Genomic DNA, 20,117 nt, shown 5'->3' with positions numbered 1-20,117 from the left:
TCATTTTTACAAAAAGAGTAATGCAAAATACAACTCTTTTGCAAATGATCATTATCTGATGCATCCAGTTAGCAGAAGTTGCATCATGATTTTGATCGTGTTTATATAATAGTCAAAACTACTATATATACTTTACTATATATCTACGCATCTATCATGCTCTGCAAATAAGTATTATTCATGGAATAGATAACCTAGTTTATAAACTTGACATGAGTTTTTAAAAATTTGAAATTATATTATCAATTTCAATAGTATATCATAGAGTACTGTAAAAAAAGGTATAAGAGTATTTTGAATTTAAAAAATAGATAAAAATAGATTAAATAAAAAAATAAATTATAAACTTCTTAATTGCTTTTTACTGAGCTTAGGGCATCCCTTGTCCCTTTTATAAACATCTTTACGTAGCCCTATTTTAGTTATAACAACATTACTTCTGCTTACAAAAAATACAATCCTAAAATCACCTGAACGAGCCCTTCTATCTCTATCGGAATTTCTTAATCTTTTAAATTTACTGTTAAAAGGATTAGAAATAATTTCCCGAATAGCATCACAAAGTTGATCATGAATAGGTACATTATATTCCTTTAACCCATCAAGAAACTTTTGACAAGAATTAATAACTTGTATTTTGTATTTGTTCATAATTTTAACTCTGTAAAATCACTTAAATCTCCAGAATCAACTTTATCATGAAGTTTTTTCAATTCTCCTAAAAACCCATAATATTCATCACAATTGTCTATTTGTTTAGGAAAATTGAATGTAGAAGTTTGTAAATTTAAATCTCCCACAATAGCACTAGTCTACAGATTTAAATGTGGAAAAACAATGATTCATATTATTCATCCTCCATAGTAGTAGTTAGATTTAAATCTTTATCATAATAATGTTTTCTTTGTATCCATTTAAAACCTTCGTGTTTTGTAATCACTGCAATATCTATTGGACCTCCAATCACTTGAGCCCCAGGTACAAATTTTGATGAGTTAACAGAAATATCTGCTAAAAATCTAACAAGATCAATTGCATCTTTAATAGGCATTGCAGGAACACCTAATGGTAATTGTAATTTTTCTCTACAATCACTGAAAATATTATTAATGGTTTCGCTATCCACCCCATTATCTTCAAATATTTCAAATAGTCTTTCATCAAAACCTAATAGTAACCTTGTCAGGAAACTTGTTTCTCCAAACCAAGAAATTGAAAGAGGATCATCAGCATTAATAGGCATCGGGTCTTCAATATTTCCATTATTAATTTTAATTAAAAACATTTCAGGATGACCTTCTCCATTGGAATATCCTGCAATGAGAAAACCTAAAGAAGTTTCAGGAGTGATTTTATTTTCTAAAAATGATTTGAAATCATCAACAATAGCTTCAACAGTACCATATTCCTTTTTTTCAGAGCCTTTCCTAAAATCTTTTACTAAAGTTGAAATGGATTCATCATTTATGCTCCCATTTCCCCATGTCATTGCACCTATTCTACTTCCTTTTTTAAGATTAAATAATTTATCTGCAGTAAAATAAGTATGGTGAACAGGACGTACCCCATCTTCAATTTCTTCTCCAATTATGGTTGATGCACTGTCAGTTGCAAGAACAATTCCATCATTAATCTTTAAAGCAATAGCTATTGTCATATTTTATCACCCGAAAATATAATTAATAATTAGTAATAGGTTTAATATATAATTTCCTAAAATTTTTTTAAATATCAAGATTTAGCCATAAAATCACCCGTAACAAGATGAAATCAATTATGATGCAATGATAGCATTCAACACATAGTAAAACATGTCCAATGCTATCATCCTTACTTTTTTATATCAATAACCTTACCCTTCATTAACCATGTTTATGATGCCCAAAAGTTCTTTCTTCAAACCTCTCATCTCCTCAATTTCATTTCTCATGCTACCTACTTCTGACCTTAAGGATTCGTTTTCCTTTTCCATTTGAATGAACTGAGGTGATTTAATGGAAAGCTTTTCAACATCAGTATTGATTGTTACTGCAGGAAGATGCTTGATATATTCAAATTTCAAATCGTCAGGATTTGTCATGAAATATGCTGCATCGGTTTTGTTTTTGGCCTTGCCCTGCAAATCATTTACCTTATCCAAGCTCATGCCATCATTGTACAATGCTGAAGCATGAAACTTGCGAAGCATGTGGCTTCTAAGCCTTCTATACTTTCCAACCCTGCCAAGACCTAAAGTGTCATTAATCATTTCAAATGACTGCACCATATATGTCCTGCTAATCCTAAACAGCGGACTTTCCTCAGTTAAAGGTTTATCACGAAGCAACAGATATGCATTAATGGCCTTTACAGCTTCGGGACTGCAGTATGTGATGTAATACTTGTTTGTCTTTTTCCTTAAAATACTGAATGTCGGAACCACATCATCGACATTATTTAGATAATCGATTGCATTAAAGATGTCCATATTCCTGTAGGGAAGATATTCAGACAAGGCCTCAATGTAGTCTCCGATTGTCAGGCTCAGTGTTTCTGTTCTGGCACATCCGCTGGAACAGGAAAACAATATTATAGCTTTCATTAAGGGAGATGCAATTTGAAAGGCTTCTCTAATAACAGCCTTATCCGGCAGGTCCTTGAAATATATAGGAGCCGGCTTTTGAATGCTTTTTTCATTGATTTTAGGCAATGACAATATCTCAATGTCATAGAATTTATAGAAATATTTGATGCAGTTCATTTCTTTTCTAACAGTCCCTGGAGCATAATGCTGATACATGTAATGCCTGTATTCTACCAATTTTGCTTTCAGGCGACTGTGTTTCCATTTTACTCCATTCATCTCATCTTCTTCAGCTTCATCAAGAAGCTCTTTTAAGCTCATAGCAAAATACTCACAGTACTTTCTAAGTGAAAGCTCATAGCTTAAGAATGTACCCTGTGAATGGTTACAGCTTATTGAAAAATTTTTTAACAGCTCGTCATTCATCATATTAACCACTTTTATTCCTCATTTATAAAAAATATTTAGAGAGAGCGCCTGATTAGTAATAAGTATCAGAACTTTTGAAACTGTTCGTATAAAACAAAACTATATATAATAATATAATCCAATAAATTATTAATTCATATCTAATGAATTAACCAAAAATTGGAGATAAAAAAATGAAAGCTAACGCACAAAAAATAGCTGATGGAGTATACTGGATCGGTGTACTCGATTGGGACTTAAGAACCTACCACGGTTACACATTAGACGGAACCACCTACAATGCATACATTGTATTCGGTGAAGACGAAGTAGCAATCATCGATAACGCTTATCCTGGAAAAACCAAAGAAATGATGGCACGTATCGACGATGCTTTCGCACAGGAAGGAAGAGAAGTCAAAGTTGACTACATCATCCAAAACCACGTGGAAAAAGACCACTCAGGAGTATTGGTGGACCTGCACAAAAGATTCCCTGAAGCACCTATCTACTGTACCAAAATTGCAGTAAACGGTCTTTTAAAACACTACCCTGCTTTAGAAGGCGCTGAATTTATCACCGTCGGAACCGGAGACTCATTAGATGTTGGCGGAAGAACCTTAGCATTCCTTGATGCATTCCTATTGCACTGGCCTGACAGCATGTTTACCTTGCTTGCTGATGAAACCGGCATTTTATTCCCTAACGATGCATTCGGTCAACACTTATGTTTCACCCAAAGATTCTCTGATGAAATCCCAGAATATGTTCTAATGGATGCGGCTCAAAAGTTCTATGCAAACTTAATCACTCCGCTTTCAAAATTAGTTCTCAAAAAACTAAACGAAGTAGTTGAATTAGGTTTACTCGACTCAATCAAAATGATTGCACCATCTCACGGTCAAATCTGGACCGACCCAATGCAAATCATCGGAGCTTACCAAAACTGGGCAACCGGTGTATGTGAAGACAAAATCACAATCATCTACGATACCATGCACTACTCAACCCAGCAAATGGCTCACGAAATTGCTGAAGGTGCAATGTCTGAAGGATATGATGTTGAAATCTTCTTCCTGCACGAGGATGAAAGGTCTGAAATCGTCAAAAGTATCCTAACCAGTAAAGGAATTGCTGTGGGTGATCCTACAATCAACGATGTCCCATATCCAAGTATCGGAGACATCATGTACTACCTTAAAGGATTACTCTTCAACAGAACAGGCATTGTAAGAAAAGCTGTTACCTTCGGATCCATGGGTGGAAAAGGTGGAACACCTGCCATGCTTGCTGAAGAATTAGGAAACTGCGGATTCGATGTTGTTGAATCACAGGAAATCACATTCGTGCCGAACGCCGAAGAGGAAGAGGCAAGCTATGAGCTGGGTAAGAAATTAGCTCAAGCCTGTAAAGAGTTATAAGTGAAAGAATTCAATATTCTTTCCCATTTTCTTTTTTTCAAAACATTATATCATGATTTAACCGATACTGTCCCTCATCAATGAACTCCAACACCGCAAAACAATCATCCAGACAATTTTTCACCCATCATAGATGAAGAAATAGAAATATCTGCAGCAATGTTTTAAAATTTTAGATTTGAACTTAACTAAATGCAGTTTAAATCAATAATCCTAAAAATTATGGCATCTGAAATTAAGAATTAGACGCCTTGAAAAAAAATAAAATTTTGTAGATAAAAGTTGAATTTCATCTACTTGACAACAATTCTAACACTTTTTGTGGATTTGAGATAGTAGTTGTCACCATTGAACTTAATGGTTGCAGTGTACTTGCCCTTTTTGGTGATTTTGGTTATCTTGAAAGTGGCCTTTCCTTTGGCGTTGGTAATTGCCTTATAGGTCTTGCCTTTGACTTTCAGTATAACCTTGGCATTTTTGATTGCCTTGTTGTTTGCTTTCAGTGTTATTGTGTATTTTTTAGCTTTTTTGGCTTTAAATGTGGCTTTTTGGGCAGTTATTTTTGATGTTGCCTTCTTGACTATGACATTGACGCTTGTCGCTGATGAATTGTATAGGTCGTCTCCTGCAAATGTGATTTTGGCAGAGTAGGTATTTGGAACAAGATTTGCCACATTGATTTTGACCTGGCCGTTCTTATCGGTAGTGTAGGATTTGGCGCCATTCAAATCAACATTTATATTAACTCCACTTAAAGCCTTGCCGTCGCTGTCTTTTAGAGTAATCACCAAGTCTTTGTTGACGTTGTAGGTTGCAGTAACTTCATTTGCCACCAATTCTGTCTTAGGGTCAATAACATAAAGCCAATTGGTTACATATTCATTGGTTCTTGTATTAAATGTAATTATAGAATACTTTCCAACGTCCGGGTGATATCTAGTAATATACAAACTACCGATGCCCTGATTATCGGTGATTCGGTCTCTTATACCATTCAAAAAGTAGAAATCGACTTCACATTTCTCTAGAGGATTTCCATTTTCATCCAAACAGTATACTTCAAAATTGGACTCTGTTTCATATGCAACAACCAAATCTTGGCTGAATAATGTTTTTTTAACGATGATTTTGGAAGTTGTTTGATTACCATAATAGTCTGCAGCATAGGATATTACGGCATCATACTCCCCTGGCTGGAGATTGATAGCAAATGTCGCATAGCCGTCAGGTGTGACTTTGCGGTAATAGGTGTTTCCATTGACTGTGATGGACACTCTCTCGCCGATATAAGGAACACCATCTTCATCTGTCAGATAGACAATCATGCTCTTGAAGTAGGATTTGTATGTTGTGACATCTTCCACTTTAAAAATGGCCACCGGATTTACTGCATAATGGGTTTCATTCACATATTCACCAATGCCTTCAATATGGGCCTTAATTGTATAATTCCCTTTAGCTTTTGGAAAGACACTTAAAATGATTTCTTTAGAAGTGTCGCTTGCAGGCAAATCCCAGTATAAATGCTTATGGTCTTCATCACAACTCCAATTTCCCTGGAAGGCCACCGCATTAACAAATTCAACATTGTCTCCTTCCAAATCAAATACGACAGTTCTCTCATCAACAATGTTATTTATTCTATAGCGTGCGGAAGTAGTATTGATAACATGTACAATATATGGACTGGAGACAACCTCAATGTTTGAATCTATGGACTGCTTTTCAAAAATGCGGGTTGCAATCTGTAACTTGTCCGGATTTTCGGGAATTGCTGATTGCTGATATCTGGCGTCATTAAAATAGCAATGGGTAACAATTTTTGAAGTGTTCAATCCGACATTATGACCGTTGTCGTTAGTCACATAAATGTCAACACCATATTTTTGTCCATTTCCAGTGTGATGCGCCTTATAGTCATATGAATAAAGGTTACGCCTATTAGTACCAGTATTCTCATAAGAGCAAATCTCAACAATTGCATCGACAGGATCCATTCCATAATCGCTGTAATTTCCCTTACGGAAACCGACATACAAATTTGGAACAACTAAAAATTCGCCGGGTTTTAAGGTTCCAAATATGCAAGTATCACCGTAAGCTATAGCATACGTTCCATTTGGAGCCTTGATTAAAACATGACCATAATAACCATATAAATCACCCTGAAAGATTTTTTGAATCTCGTGAATGGACTCGCTTGAAATAACCTTAGAGGTAAGCATGTCAAAAGCAAGATGTTCTATGTAGATGGTGTCACTGACATTTGAAGAATCACCCCCATGACCAAAAACCCATCCGTCCTCAGTGATGACTGCATGAATAAAATGATTGGTTGGAGAGTCTATTTCCTGTACAATGACATCCATGTCACCCAAACTCTCATTATGTATAACTACTCCACGACCGTTGACTGGAGCATCCTGCCTAAAAGCAAAGACAGTTTCATTTTCCTCCTGTATAATGAATGAACAACATTCAGAATCCACTCTACTAAAAGTTGAATCAGAATCCGTTTGATCTGCATCGCCAACAGCCAATGCGCTTTCTTCTTGAACAGCTAGAGAACCGGATTCTGAATCTGATAAAACAAAATTTAAATCAGAACCCGTTTGATTTACATCATCGACAGCCGATACGCTGGCTATCGAAATAAATACTAAAAAGACCAGAAATATTATAAATTTACTATTCATAAAAAATCCCCATAATAAGATTTAAATATTCAGAGATAAATAAATCTTTTGAATATGGTTCGGGGTCTTTTCAAAAAAAATATGTAATTTTCACTAAAGAAAGCCAGCGACTATACTGAATACTATGACCATCGCCAAAACGGCTGATAATGCATTAACAATCGGCCTATAGTATTGTTCTGACAACTTATAGCTGAGCAATATCTCAAGCATGTAGCCTCCATCCAAAGGCTTGATTGGAAGCAGATTGAACAAACCGATTCCAAGGTTCAGCATTGCCACCCACTGGAAGAGATCAATCAACTCGAAGAGAATCCATGGGAGGGAACCTAAACTGTCATTTGTCATCTCGAAATGCTTGTTTGCCTGGATTCCGAAAAATCCTCTGGATTCGTTATTTGGATTTTTTGAAAGAGTCACATGATACGTGCCCTGGTCCGTTTGAACCGAAATGTTGTCTCCCGGAGCGAATGAACTGACAACATCGACATATGCCTTTGAATCATTTATCTTTTGATTGTCAATAGCTTTCAGAACCATTCCATCCTTTAAGATCCCATCGGATGGTGAATCAGGAACGACCCTGCCTATTTCAATTCCGTCTTCGGCAAAATAGTTCGGAATTCCGGCAGCGCATAATGACACCAGAATTAAAGCGATAACCGCAAGGGTCACATTTGCAATGGAACCTGCAGCGTAAACCCTTAACCTTGAAATCCTTTTGGCTTCCTTCAGTTTATCCTCATCAGGCTCTACAAATGCTCCCGGAAGTATGATAAACAGCATTAGCCCGATTGACTTTATAGGTATCTTTTCTCCAACGGCCTGGATACCGTGTGAAAATTCGTGAACAATCAAAACCGTTGCAAGGCCTATCAGCCCATAAACAAATGGAACATAAATCTGGGAACCGGGAATATCCACACCGGGTATCACAATCGAAACGCTTGGCGAATCAAAAACTGACGGCAATGTGGACAGAAGCGTATAGGTAATGAATATCATGGCTCCGAATGCCACAACAATTCCGACATTCATGTACCATCGCCAGAATTTTGGTGACAGGTTGTTGATTTTGGATATCAGTCCTCTCAGCCTTTGGGTTTTCCACATTATGACTGGAAAGTTAAGTTCCACTCCATGATTTGACAATCTGTTATGAAATATTCCGACCAATATCCAGATGACAGCAAAGGCTATCAAATAATAATAAATACCATTCATTAAAATGCCTCTTTATCTACCAAAGTAGTGAATCGAAGAAGACAACATCAACTATATCGTCCTTCTGGTATCCTTCATCATTTTCGTCTATTATGATATAGCTGTTCGCCTCCACCATTGAACGAATGATGCCGGAACCTCTGTTCAGCACATGCTTTGCATGCTCCTCATCACTGACCGCACGGATGAAATCAGTCCTGCCCAACTGTGAAGGTATCTTAAGCTGGGATGTTCTTTTAACGATATTAAAATCAAATGCCCTTCCCTGCATTTCAAAGAGATATTTTCTTGCAAACATGTCGAACTGAGACATTGCTGCAACTGGCTGACCTGAAAATGTGAAAACAATCTTGTCATTGACTATTCCTGCACCTGCAGGTTTTCCAGGCCTTATTGCAACACCATGGAAAAGTATCTCACCAATATCATCAACCACATCAAGAACAACATCACCCTTGCTGATGGCAGTTCCGCCGGTGGTCATGATGACATCATAATCCTTGGAAGCCTCTAAAATGGCATCCCTTACCTCGTCAAAGGTATCGCCGGCACGGCCAATGTCACAGATTGCTCCTGAATCCTCAACCATCGCCTTTATGGTAAACTGATTGGAATTGATGATTTTTGCCTTGTCGATTTCCTCTTTGGTCGGCTCGACAAGCTCGTTTCCGGTAATGATGATTTTGACCCTAGGCTTCTTGAAAACCTTTACGGTATCATATCCCGCAGAGGCTACAAGACCCAGTTCCTGATATCTTATGAAAGTGTTTTTGTCCAATATTTTCTGGCCCTTCTCGATATCCTCAGACTTTGGAGAGACGTTTTCACCGGGAGTGACCTGTGAATAGATTGTCAAGTCATCTCCATCGGTTGTGGTGTACTCCTTCATCAAAACCGCATTGGCCCCGTCAGGAATAGGAGCGCCGGTAGCTATCACTATAGCCTCATTCTGATTAACGGTTTTAGATGAAAAATCTCCTGCACCTATTGCATCAATTATCTTGAACTGCTTTGGCGCTGACTGTCCTGCGCCGAAGGTGTCTTGTGCAATGAGTGCAAATCCGTCCATGGCTGATTTATCAAATGGCGGTGAATCATGAAATGCTATTATATCTTCAGCCAAAACCCTTTTATGGGCATCGTAGATAGGAATCTCCTCAATTTCAGTCACTTTTTGATTGTCAGAGATTAGATTTTGAGCATTCTTTAATGAATCAAGCTTTGATAAAAACATTCAACTCCCCCAAGTCAACTATGCCATGTATTTTTCAATAACGCCATGATATGCATTATTCAAGTCTTCAAAGCTGAATTCATGATCGTTTACATTCAATGAAGTGCCTTTAACCTCACCGATGACCTCGCAAGGAACATCAATTTGCGCTAAAATATCGTCGAGTGCATCTGCTTTGACTGTAAGCAAGTATCTTGCATGACTTTCTGAGTATAACAATTGTATCTTATCCAGTTCATCATCTTTTAATGTCACGTCACATCCCAATCCTGATTTGATGACCATTTCTGACAATGCAACCGCAAGACCACCGGCAGACACGTCGTGTACTGCAGTGATGTTTTTGTCCTTGTCATTGGAGATTAAATCTAAAACAGTCTGACCGTTTGCAACTTCCTCATCGATTCTGATTCTTGGAGCGGTACCTTTTTCAAGGTTATGGATGGTTCTGTGATATTCTGAACCTGTAAGCTCATCATAGGTTTTACCGATTAATATGATTTTGTCCCCTTCGTTTTTGAAGTCCATGGTCCTTATGTTTTCAATGTCTTCCACACCGATTACCCCAACGGCAGGTGTCGGATTGATTTTGATTCCTTCTGTTTCATTGTAGAAACTTACGTTTCCGCTGATTACAGGTGCATTGAAGTTTTCAGCCACAAGTGCCATTCCTTCAATGGCTGTCTTGAATTGCCATAGGATTTCAGGAGTTTCTGGGTTTCCGAAGTTCAGACAGTCAACGACTGCATAAGGGGTTGCTCCCATTGAAATTACGTTTCTGATGGCTTCGGCAACACATCCTCCGGCTCCGTCAAATGGAGACAATTTGGTGTGGATTGTATTTGAATCTGTAGTGAGTGCAATTGCAGTATTTTCATCAATTCTGAGTACTGCAGCATCATCTCCAGGTTTTACAACAGTTCTTACCTGAACTTCATGGTCATACTGTTTGTAAACCCATTCTTTTGAAGCAATGTTTGGAGAGGATAATAATTTTGGCAGGGACTGGTAAACACCAGGTTCCTTAAGCTCGATTTTTTCTGTATCTTCTGGTATTTCCTTGATTGGCCTGTCGATTGAAGGCGGATCTGCAAGCAGTATTGTAGGCAGGTTGGCAATTTCCTCGCCTTCATCTGAAATGATCATGTTGTTTCCGTCAATGACCTCACCGATGACGGATGATGTGATTTCATGCTTGTCGCAGATTTCCTGTGCCAATTTAACATCATCAGGGTTGATTACGAATACCATTCTTTCCTGTGACTCTGAAAGCATGATTTCATAAGGTGTCATTCCGGTTTCCCTTAAAGGAATAGCCTGCAAGTCGACTAAAGCACCATTGCTTGAGGAATCGACCAATTCGGAAATGCAGCATGTAAGACCTCCGCCACCTAAGTCCTTAACACCGCTGACATTGATTTTTTCCAATATCTCGAGGGATGCTTCAAGAACTCTTTTCTTGGTGAATGGATCTGCTACCTGTACCGCAGGTCTGTCTTCGGTTTCTGAATCTGAAGTGAGCTCTTCTGATGCGAAAGTTACACCGTGAATTCCGTCACGGCCGGTTGTTCCTCCCATCAAAAGGAATACGTCGCCTATGTTTGGTGCCTGTGCCCTTACGATTTTGTCCTTTTCGACAAGTCCCACACACATTACATTGACGAGAGGGTTTGTCCTGAATGATTCGTCGAATTCTATTTCACCGGCAACGGTCGGAACGCCGACACGGTTACCGTAATCGGAAATTCCCTTAACGACATGCTCAAACAGGTATCTTGATTTTTGGTCTTCTTCCAAAGGTCCGAATCTCAATGAATCAAGAAGCGCAATAGGCATTGCTCCCATGGATATGATATCCCTTAATATTCCGCCTATACCTGTTCCTGCTCCACCGTATGGTTCGATGGCTGATGGGTGGTTGTGTGATTCCATACCCACTGCCAATGCATACTTGTCAGTGACTGATACAAGACCTGCATCGTCACCCGGACCTAAGATAATATTTTCTCCTTCGGTTGGAAAAGCCCTTAGGAAAGGCCTGCTGCTTTTGTATGAGCAATGTTCTGAAAACATTACGTCAAGCATTCCTTCTTCCAATTCGTTCATTTCACGGCCGAGGATTCCTTCAATATATTCAATTTCAGAGTCAGCTAAAGTCATGTTAAACACCCTATTTTTTAATTGAAATAACTACTTTTTCTCCTTCGATATCCCATTCTTTGGTATAATCTTTTGAATCTTTATTGCATTCTTCACTGTCAGTTATAATTAAGCTTTTAGCCCTGATTTCATGAGAGATGACTTCAGATTGAGGTACAATCAGGTCCTTGAATTCTGATGAGGTTTCAACATCCACGTTGATGTTAGCCTCTACATCTAAATCCAATTCCTTTCTCATGTCCTGAACCCTTCTTATGAGTTCACGAGCCATAGCTTCCTGTCTGATTTCCAATGTGATATTGGTATTTACAAATACGTTACCGCCTTCAAATTCTGATGAAACAAAATCATCCGGAAGTTCTGAATCAAACAATACTTCTTCAGAGTTCAATTCTATTCCTTCAATTGTTACGCAACCGTTTGCTTCAAGCTCTGCTTTGATTTGATTTCCATCAGCTGTCTTTAGGCCCTTGACAACCTTGCCCATGTCTCCTTTGAGTTTCGGACCTAAAATCTTGAGGTTAGGTTTTGCATTGTATGATAATTTTTCAAATTCACTGGCACATAATACATCCTTGGTATTGGACTGGTCCTTGATGATGTCGGTTAATTCCTCGATAGCTTTCAAGACATTTTCATCTTCAGATACAACGGTAATGTCTGAAACCGGCCATCTCAATTTGTATTGTGCCATGTCCCTTGCCCTGATTGACGCTTCGATTACTTCACGGGCCACATCCATTTTGGCTTCAAGTTCTGTGTCAATCGCATCCTCATCGTATCCCCAGTCAAGCATGTGAATGCTTTCAGGCGCTTCAGGATTTACGCCTTTTACAAGGTTTTCATAGATTTCTTCACTTACATGAGGTGCAATAGGACATAATACTGTTATAAGTTTTACAAGTGCAGTGTATAGGCTGTAGTAAGCGCCCAATTTGTCTGGATCATCGCTTTCAACCCATGTCCTTCCACGAATGAGCCTTACATACCAGCGGCTTAGGTCTTCAAGGATGAAGTTGTTGATTTTTCTTGTTGCCTTGTGGAAGAACAGTTTGTCCAGGTCTTCGGCAACTTCCCTGATTAATGAGTTTGCCTTTGAGATAATCCATTTATCTTCTGAGCGCAAGATCATGTCATCTTCGCCCAAACCAATTGGATTGAAGTCGTCAAGTGACATGTAGGTTGTTGAAAATACATAAACGTTCCATAAAATGTTGAACATCTTGTTGATGTTTAAGAGCTCTTCCCATACGAATTTCAAGTCATCCCATGGTTTTGAAGCCCATAACAGGTAGAATCTTAATACATCCGCTCCGTATTTTTCAATTACCTCTTCCGGAGCCACAACATTTCCTAATGATTTGGACATCTTGTTTCCGTTCTCATCCAAGACGAATCCGTGCATTAAAACCTTTTGGTATGGACTTTGTCCCATGGCTATTACGCCGGTACCGAGCTGTGAGTAGAACCATCCTCTGGTCTGGTCGTGGCCTTCTGTAATGAAGTCATAAGGGAACCAGTCAGCGAACTTGTCCTTTTCTTCGGGATAGTAAAGTGAAGCCCATCCGGCTACACCTGAATCGATCCATACGTCCAGTACGTCAGGGATTCTTCTGATGGTCTGGCCACATTTGTCACATTTTACTTCAACTTCATCAACATATGGCCTGTGAATAAGCTCTGAGTCACTTACATTAATTTCAGTTAAGGATTCTTCTTTCAATTCATCAAGAGAACCGATTACTTTGAGTTCTCCACAGTCAGGACATTCCCAGATTGGTATTGGAATACCCCAGTATCTTTGTCTTGAAATTGTCCAGTCACGGGCATTGTCTACCCAATCGTAGAACCTTCCTTCTCCAGCCCATTTAGGAACCCATTCAACTTTGCCGATTTCATCAAGCATTTTTTGTTTGATTTCAGTTACCTTCAAGAACCATTGTTTGGTTGCACGATAAATGATTGGAGTTTTACATCTCCAGCATACCCCGTATCTGTGTTCAATGGTTTCTGAATGATACATTAATCCTTTTTCTTCTAAATCTTTAATAATTTGAGTATTTTCATCTTTTGTAAATTTGCCATCATATTTACCAGCATCTTCGGTGAAGCATCCGTCTTCACCTACTGGGCAGAATATAGGAAGTCCATTAGCATGACCCACTTCAAAATCGTCCGGACCGTGTCCAGGTGCGGTATGTACTAAACCGGTACCTTCACCAAGCTCTACATGGTCACCAGGCAAGATGGTATGTACCTTTTCAATTTCTGAGTCGAATTCCATCTGTTTTGGAATTTCATCCGCCAAAATATAATCATATGACAATCCAAGTAAGTCTTCACCCTTGACTGTTTTAATTATTTCATACATTACCTCTTCCTCTTCGATGATTTTATCCTCTTCATCTTCAGATTCTGCAGGTATTTTGGTCCTATGGATTTTAATGCGTTTTCCTAAAACGTCTTCCATCAGGTTTTCAGCAATGATATATGTAACTCCATCCTTTGCAACATAAACATAGTCAAATTCAGGATTTACACAAATTGCAAGGTTTGCCGGAAGTGTCCATGGAGTTGTTGTCCAAACCAAGAAGTAAGTATCCTTTTCACCTGTGACTGGGAATTTAATGTAAATTGAAGGGTCTTCCTTTTCTTCATATTCAATCTCAGCAGCTGCAAGTGCAGTTCCGCAATGAGGACACCAACTGATTACTCTCTGGTCGTTGACTAGCAAATCTTGCTCATTTGCTCTTTTAAGCATCCACCATGAGGATTCCATATACTTTGGATCAAGTGTCATATATGGATCATCCCAGTCCATCCAAACTCCCAAATCATCAAATTCCTTTTCCATTGCAATCTTATTTTCAATTGCGAATTCACGACATTTATCAACGAATTTGTCAATACCAATTTCTTCTATTTCCTGTTTGGATTGAATTCCCATAATGTGTTCAACCTTATTCTCGATTGGAAGCCCGTGCATATCCCAACCGGCCTGTCTTCTTAAGCTGAATCCGTTCATGGATTTGTATCTCAAGTAGGAATCTTTGATAATCTTATTCCAAGCTGTTCCCAAGTGGATTTTACCACTACAGTATGGTGGACCGTCTAAAAATGAATATCTTGGACCGTTCTCTCTCAATTCATTGACTTTGGCAAAAGTTTCTTCTTCTTTCCAGAATTTTTGAACCTTTTTTTCTATTTTATCATGATCGTATGATTTATCTGCCTCTTTTATTGGCATTTTTTAACTCCTTAATATATGATGCATTTGATACCTTTTGCCGATTCCATCATTAATATTGCCGTTAAAACCAAAAACTCCAATATTCATCAGATTTGGTTAAACAACATTACTACCATGTTATCAACAAAGATATCAATTAATTTACAATATATATCTTTTTGTTTTAGATAATAAATAAAGGTTATTATATATAGTGAAAATTGAGAAAATAGGAGTTGTTTTAACTGCAATTAAAATGAATTCATGTGAAATTATTTTGACGGTAAATACGATTCCTGCAATTATTTCAAACCTAATTCACATTAACATTTACGTCCACGATATTTGACAATAGATGCTCCTAAAACTACATATAATACAAACTTAATATATTAATTCATGAGCTTTCACAGAAAATACAATTCACTTTTCAAGGTAGTAGACAATTCGATAAAACTTTATAAAATCTATAAAAAGAAGAAACAAGATGAGAAGAAGAAAAAATGAGAATAATCTACTGGAGTGACTTTAACTGTCCAAATTCATATATCGGATTGGTCAGACTGAAAAGGGCGACCGATGAACTGGATTTGGATGTCGAGTGGGAAATGAAGCCATTTGAGCTTTATCCAACTCTATTCAACAAACCAACCAATTCTATTACCACTCAAAACATCATAAAGTACGGCATTACTCCTGAAGATGCCAAAGCCAAGATTGAAGAAACAGAAAAGATTGCTCTAAATGACGGGCTTAGGATAAACTATAAGGACATTCAGTTAACTTCATCCAGAAACGCCCACAGATTGGTCAGATATGTTCAAAAAAAGCATTCAAACCTTTCACAGGATCTTATTTTCAAAATTTTTGAAGCTAATTTCATAGACAACAAGATAATAGCCGATATCGATACCCTAGTTGAAATTGCTTCCAGTTTGGGTTTGGATGATATTGAAATTAGAAATATGCTTGAAAGCGATTCCTATGACTTTGAAGTTCGAGTTGAAGAGGAAGAGGCAATGATTATGGGTGTTGAGGCAATACCGCTCTACTTTTTAAATATTTCCGAAGAGCAACTGATTGTGCCGGGAGCTTTTGAAAAGGAAGATTTCAAGATAGCGCTTATAGACTTGATGAATGGTGAAATCGAATCAAAATCATACATTTAAGTCAATATTGATTTTAAATCATTAAAAACTTAAATAATTTAATATACAATATTAATTCATGGAAATAATATATGCAGATACATTTTTTAAACGTTTCAAGGGTTTAATGGGAAAAAAGAACTTTGATTATATCATGGTTTTTACAAACCTCACCGATTCAAGCATCCACACCATGTTCATGCGATTTGAAATTGACATTTATTTCGTTGATAAAAATGGAGTGATTTTTGATAAAGTAACTTTAAGACCATGGAAATTCTACAAACCAAAAAAACAAGCCAAATACATTATAGAAACTGAAAAAAATAAGTTAAATCTAAAAATAGGAGATAGATTAGATTTTGTCTAAAATATCTTCCGGATTTTCAAATATCTTGATATTGTCAATGCCTTCCAGTTTACGGGTATTTTCAATATCGATATCCCGCATATAGATTGTTATGATTTTGCCTTCTGAAATTGCATCATTCGGGCATGAATTTCTGCACAGGCCGCAGCCGATGCATTTTGTCAGGTCGATTTCTGAATGCGGAATGATTGCACCCTGTTCACAAACTAATGCAGCAACACAGTCATCACAGTTTTCACATTTTGACAGCTCTATTTTTGATGGCAAAACCGTGTCAATCGGTCCCGGATGAATGTCAACAGGCACCATATAAACAGGAACAGCACCCTTTCCGGCCTGTGCGACCGCATTTGTAACAAGAGTGTCTGCAATTCCATAGACTATCTTTGAAACCGTATTTGCTGTAGCCGGTGAAACTATTAATAGGTCGTACTTGCCCAGGGACAGACGACCGGTAATTGGATATGAGAATTTTTGGTTGGAATCAGTTGCAAGCTCACGGTATTTCCCGCCGGTTATGCCGACGACGCTTTCATAAAGTCCATACATTTTAAGGACTTCTTCAGCAGCGCCTGAGAGAAATACGGTCACTTCATGCTCTTTTGCTAATTTCAAAGCAACCTGCACTGATTCACGTAGTAAATGTCCGGCTCCAGTAAATGCAAATGCGATTCTCATTTTAATCTATAATCTGTGATATTCGTAAGCATCCCTGTCGGAGAATGCGTAATCAAGAGTTGTGTATTGGTTCATGAATTCAGCCACTTCATCAGCGATGTCTTCCTTGTCGACCGCTACACGTTTGATGAATTGAGCGACTTCTTCCATTTCTTTTTCCTTCAAGCCTCTGCGGGTGATTTCCTGTGTACCGATTCTGATACCTGATGGGTCATCGGAATTGTCACGGTCATCTCCAGGCAGGAGGTTTTTGTTCAGGATTACATTGTTGTCGGCCAATTCTTTTGCAATGTCTGATGCTGATCTGATTGCACTTAAGTCCACTGCAATCTGGTGGGACTGGGTGAAGCCTAAATCTTCACATAAAACGTCAAATCCTAATTCATACATTGCCTGACCAAGAGCCTGTGCATTTTTAATGGTCTGTTTTGCATATGCTTCACCAAATTCCAACATTTCGGCAGTTGCAATTCCTAAACCGAGCAAGTGATGCAAGTGGTGGTTACTTACAACACCAGGGAACACTGCATTGTCAATCAATTCCTCATTTTCCTTGCTTGAAAGGATGATTCCCCCTTGTGGACCAGGGAATGTCTTGTGGGTACTTCCCATCATAACGTCAGCACCTTCTTTTAAAGGTTGCTGGAACTGTCCACCTGCAATAAGACCTAAAACGTGCGCACCGTCATACATGATGGTTGCCCCGACTTCGTCAGCTGCTTCACGTGCCTCTTTGATTGGGTGTGGGAATAAGAATAAGCTTCCTCCGAACAAGACTATCTTTGGCTTTTCAGCTAAAATCTTCTTGTTCATCGCATCGATGTCAATGTTCATTACGTTTTTGTCCAATGGGTGGAAAACGGTTTTTAATCCACGGATACCTGCTGCACTTACATCAGCGTGGGAAATGTGACCTCCTGAAGGCACTTCAAGAGCCATTACCTTTTCGCCAGGTTTTGCAAAACCGAAAAATGCTGCAAGGTTTGCAGTTACACCTGAAACAGGCTGAACGTTAGCATATTCACAGTCATAAACTTTACATGAAAGCTTTTTGGTCATGTCTTCAACCAAATCGACATACTGACATCCTTCGTAGAATCTTTGGAAAGCCTGACCTTCAGCGTATCTGTGTGCAAAATCGGTTGCAAGTGCTTCGGTTACCTCTACACTGGTAACGTTTTCAGAAGCGATTAGATTGATACTGTTTCTCATATACTGAGTATGTTCTTTTGCTATTTCTTCTAACTTTAATATTTCGTCATGATAATTAGCCATTTACTACACCTAATATCCAATTATATATTTATGATTTAATTTTTGTTTATCATATAATATAAATTTAATATTTTAACGGCATTTTTAAAATCAAAATAAGATAAACCATGAAAATGAATGCTACAAGTAAAAATATTATTCCACCTGTAAAGATTGACATTACTCCAAATCCGTCAACCAAAAATCCTCCAATTGCAATTCCGATGGCGATTCCACCGTTTAAAACGCTTAAGAATATGCCGTTTGCAAGTTCCTGGCTTTCAGGCAATACAGATGTTTCAATGTACTGGATTAGATTGTAGCCCATTCCGTCCAAAATGCCGAATATCAAAACCAATATTAAAACCGGAATTAAATAATCGCTGAAAAGATAGATTCCCAAAAATACCGCCGCACATACAAGATGGAAAATTATGAGTGTGGCCTTGTCCTTTTTTGCAATCAGTTTTCCTCCAAGCCATGTTCCAAAAATGGAAATTAGGCCGTAGGCAAAAAGTAAAACACTTAATCTATATGTATATACATGGCTGACAGTCTGCAGAAAGTATGGCATGTAGTTATAGACCATGCTTGCACCGATCGGCATCATTATGATACCTACTGTTGCCAGAACGAATTCCTTTGATTTCAAGCTGGACATTGGCATCTCATAGCTTTTTGATTCGCCGGGAATTCTGGGAAATAACATTATGATTAAAATCAATGTTATCAGGTTAAACAGGAAAATCCAGCTCATTGCGACCTGATAGCCGAAAATTGTTCCAAGTCCTGTTGTAATCGGCAGCCCAACAATGCTTCCGATTGAAATTCCGAGCAATATCCTGGTGATGTAGTCCTGCTTTTGGCCTTCAGGCGCAATCTTTTCACAAAACGTCAGGGCAATTGAGATGAACGCCGGATAGAAAATTGCAGAAAAGATCCTGAAAAAGCTTGCAATGTAAATGTTGTCGGTGAAAATGATTACAAGATTGGACACGGCAAAAATTCCAAGTATTGTAATGAATGTCCTTTTAATCTCGAACTTTGAAAATAGAATAGGAATAAACAAGCCGGTTACGGCAATCGTGAATGTGAAAGATGATACATATAATCCAGAAATGGCAATGGAAGTATTGAAATACTCCGAAATTTGCAATATTATGCCGATGATGCTTAATGGAGTATTGATGCCCATTGTTGACAGCATCAATATGTACAATAATATTTTTGGATTATAATTCATGATTAAGTATTAGTTCATAAGATTTAAATAGATTAATGTGAGAAAAATTATGTTTTGAGCTAAATTAAATGGCTGGAGATAACAAACAAAAAAAGAAATTGATTATGTTGAATTAAAAAAACAAATTTAAAACTAGCTTTAAATTAAAATATGAAAGTTAGAATGAATCTAACTTCATATTAGACTTCAATAACTATACAAATCAGTGATAAACCACTCCTTGTACACTTCTAATTTTACATTTAACTTTATATAAACTTTTTAGGGGCCTGAATTTTTCAGTTTTCTGAAAGTTGTTGTATGGCTGTTTTTGAGTAAAATCCTTGCGATATGATTAGTGCTCCTAAAAATACATTTAAATATACTGTTTTTGCTACTGATTTTGGTGTATATTTGTGTATTTGTCTTAAATTCAATCCTTGTTTGAGTAATTTGAAAAAGTCTTCTATTTTTCCTCTAATTGGTTTGAATTTTTCCCATTTGTCTAGT

General features: G+C 37.7%; 14 protein-coding genes and 1 pseudogene. 3 read left to right on the top strand and 12 right to left on the bottom strand.

Annotation, left to right across the window (positions count from 1 at the left end; all coding sequences use genetic code 11):
- Positions 1–339: 339 nt before the first annotated feature.
- The 3 genes from QZ138_RS08845 to QZ138_RS08835 form a co-directional block, all read right to left on the bottom strand.
- Positions 340–651 (bottom strand): type II toxin-antitoxin system RelE/ParE family toxin, encoded by a 312-nt coding sequence (locus QZ138_RS08845; RefSeq protein ID WP_292888696.1) that lies wholly within the window; start codon positions 649–651, stop codon positions 340–342.
- A 196-nt stretch (positions 652–847) separates the two neighbouring features.
- On the bottom strand, positions 848–1,657 hold the full coding sequence (locus QZ138_RS08840) for a hypothetical protein (protein WP_292888695.1): 810 nt from the start codon (positions 1,655–1,657) through the stop codon (positions 848–850).
- Positions 1,658–1,852: 195 nt separating this feature from the next.
- The gene (locus QZ138_RS08835; protein ID WP_342765676.1) at positions 1,853–2,884 is read right to left on the bottom strand and encodes a tyrosine-type recombinase/integrase; all 1,032 of its coding nucleotides are present in this window, start codon (positions 2,882–2,884) and stop codon (positions 1,853–1,855) included.
- 281 nt (positions 2,885–3,165) lie between these two features.
- Between QZ138_RS08835 and QZ138_RS08830 the strand changes: the two genes are divergently transcribed.
- The gene (locus tag QZ138_RS08830) at positions 3,166–4,392 is read left to right on the top strand and encodes an FprA family A-type flavoprotein (protein WP_292888694.1); all 1,227 of its coding nucleotides are present in this window, start codon (positions 3,166–3,168) and stop codon (positions 4,390–4,392) included.
- A 293-nt stretch (positions 4,393–4,685) separates the two neighbouring features.
- Here the strand turns inward: QZ138_RS08830 and QZ138_RS08825 are convergent, their stop codons facing one another.
- The 5 genes from QZ138_RS08825 to ileS form a co-directional block, all read right to left on the bottom strand.
- Positions 4,686–7,088: an Ig-like domain-containing protein gene (locus tag QZ138_RS08825; RefSeq protein WP_292888693.1), complete on the bottom strand. Its 2,403-nt coding sequence runs from the start codon at positions 7,086–7,088 to the stop codon at positions 4,686–4,688.
- Positions 7,089–7,181: 93 nt separating this feature from the next.
- On the bottom strand, positions 7,182–8,312 hold the full coding sequence (locus QZ138_RS08820; RefSeq protein WP_292888692.1) for a site-2 protease family protein: 1,131 nt from the start codon (positions 8,310–8,312) through the stop codon (positions 7,182–7,184).
- A 16-nt stretch (positions 8,313–8,328) separates the two neighbouring features.
- Positions 8,329–9,546, bottom strand: a complete 1,218-nt coding sequence (gene glp, locus QZ138_RS08815; protein ID WP_292888691.1) for a gephyrin-like molybdotransferase Glp — start codon at positions 9,544–9,546, stop codon at positions 8,329–8,331.
- 18 nt (positions 9,547–9,564) lie between these two features.
- Complete coding sequence (gene purL / locus QZ138_RS08810; RefSeq protein WP_292888690.1) at positions 9,565–11,706, bottom strand: phosphoribosylformylglycinamidine synthase subunit PurL; 2,142 nt, start codon at positions 11,704–11,706, stop codon at positions 9,565–9,567.
- Positions 11,707–11,716: 10 nt separating this feature from the next.
- The gene (ileS, locus tag QZ138_RS08805) at positions 11,717–14,953 is read right to left on the bottom strand and encodes an isoleucine--tRNA ligase (RefSeq protein WP_292888689.1); all 3,237 of its coding nucleotides are present in this window, start codon (positions 14,951–14,953) and stop codon (positions 11,717–11,719) included.
- A 485-nt stretch (positions 14,954–15,438) separates the two neighbouring features.
- On the opposite strand from ileS, the gene QZ138_RS08800 reads away from it, so the two are divergent.
- Both QZ138_RS08800 and QZ138_RS08795 read left to right on the top strand, forming a co-directional pair.
- A complete protein-coding gene (locus QZ138_RS08800) occupies positions 15,439–16,104 on the top strand; it encodes a DsbA family protein (protein ID WP_292888688.1) in 666 nt (221 codons plus the stop codon).
- A 58-nt stretch (positions 16,105–16,162) separates the two neighbouring features.
- Entirely contained in the window at positions 16,163–16,453 is a 291-nt protein-coding gene (locus QZ138_RS08795; protein ID WP_292888687.1) for a DUF192 domain-containing protein, read from the top strand.
- On the opposite strand, the gene QZ138_RS08790 is transcribed toward QZ138_RS08795, so the two are convergent.
- The 4 genes and pseudogenes from QZ138_RS08790 to QZ138_RS08775 form a co-directional block, all read right to left on the bottom strand.
- Positions 16,439–17,131 carry a dihydromethanopterin reductase (acceptor) gene (locus QZ138_RS08790; RefSeq protein WP_292601929.1) on the bottom strand — a complete coding sequence of 231 codons (693 nt, stop codon included), beginning with the start codon at positions 17,129–17,131 and terminating at the stop codon, positions 16,439–16,441. The genes QZ138_RS08795 and QZ138_RS08790 overlap by 15 nt on opposite strands.
- A gap of 6 nt (positions 17,132–17,137) precedes the next feature.
- A complete protein-coding gene (gene glyA / locus QZ138_RS08785) occupies positions 17,138–18,406 on the bottom strand; it encodes a serine hydroxymethyltransferase (RefSeq protein ID WP_292888686.1) in 1,269 nt (422 codons plus the stop codon).
- Between the two features lie 64 nt (positions 18,407–18,470).
- A complete protein-coding gene (locus QZ138_RS08780; RefSeq protein ID WP_292888685.1) occupies positions 18,471–19,628 on the bottom strand; it encodes an MFS transporter in 1,158 nt (385 codons plus the stop codon).
- A gap of 278 nt (positions 19,629–19,906) precedes the next feature.
- Positions 19,907–20,117, bottom strand: a pseudogene (locus QZ138_RS08775) (IS5/IS1182 family transposase); the annotation flags it as partial.

This window comes from Methanobrevibacter sp. UBA212, from assembly GCF_905233225.1.
Taxonomy (GTDB): Archaea; Methanobacteriota; Methanobacteria; order Methanobacteriales; family Methanobacteriaceae; genus Methanocatella.
Note: the sequence above shows the minus strand (reverse complement) of the source record. Positions and strands in the feature narration are given on the sequence as shown.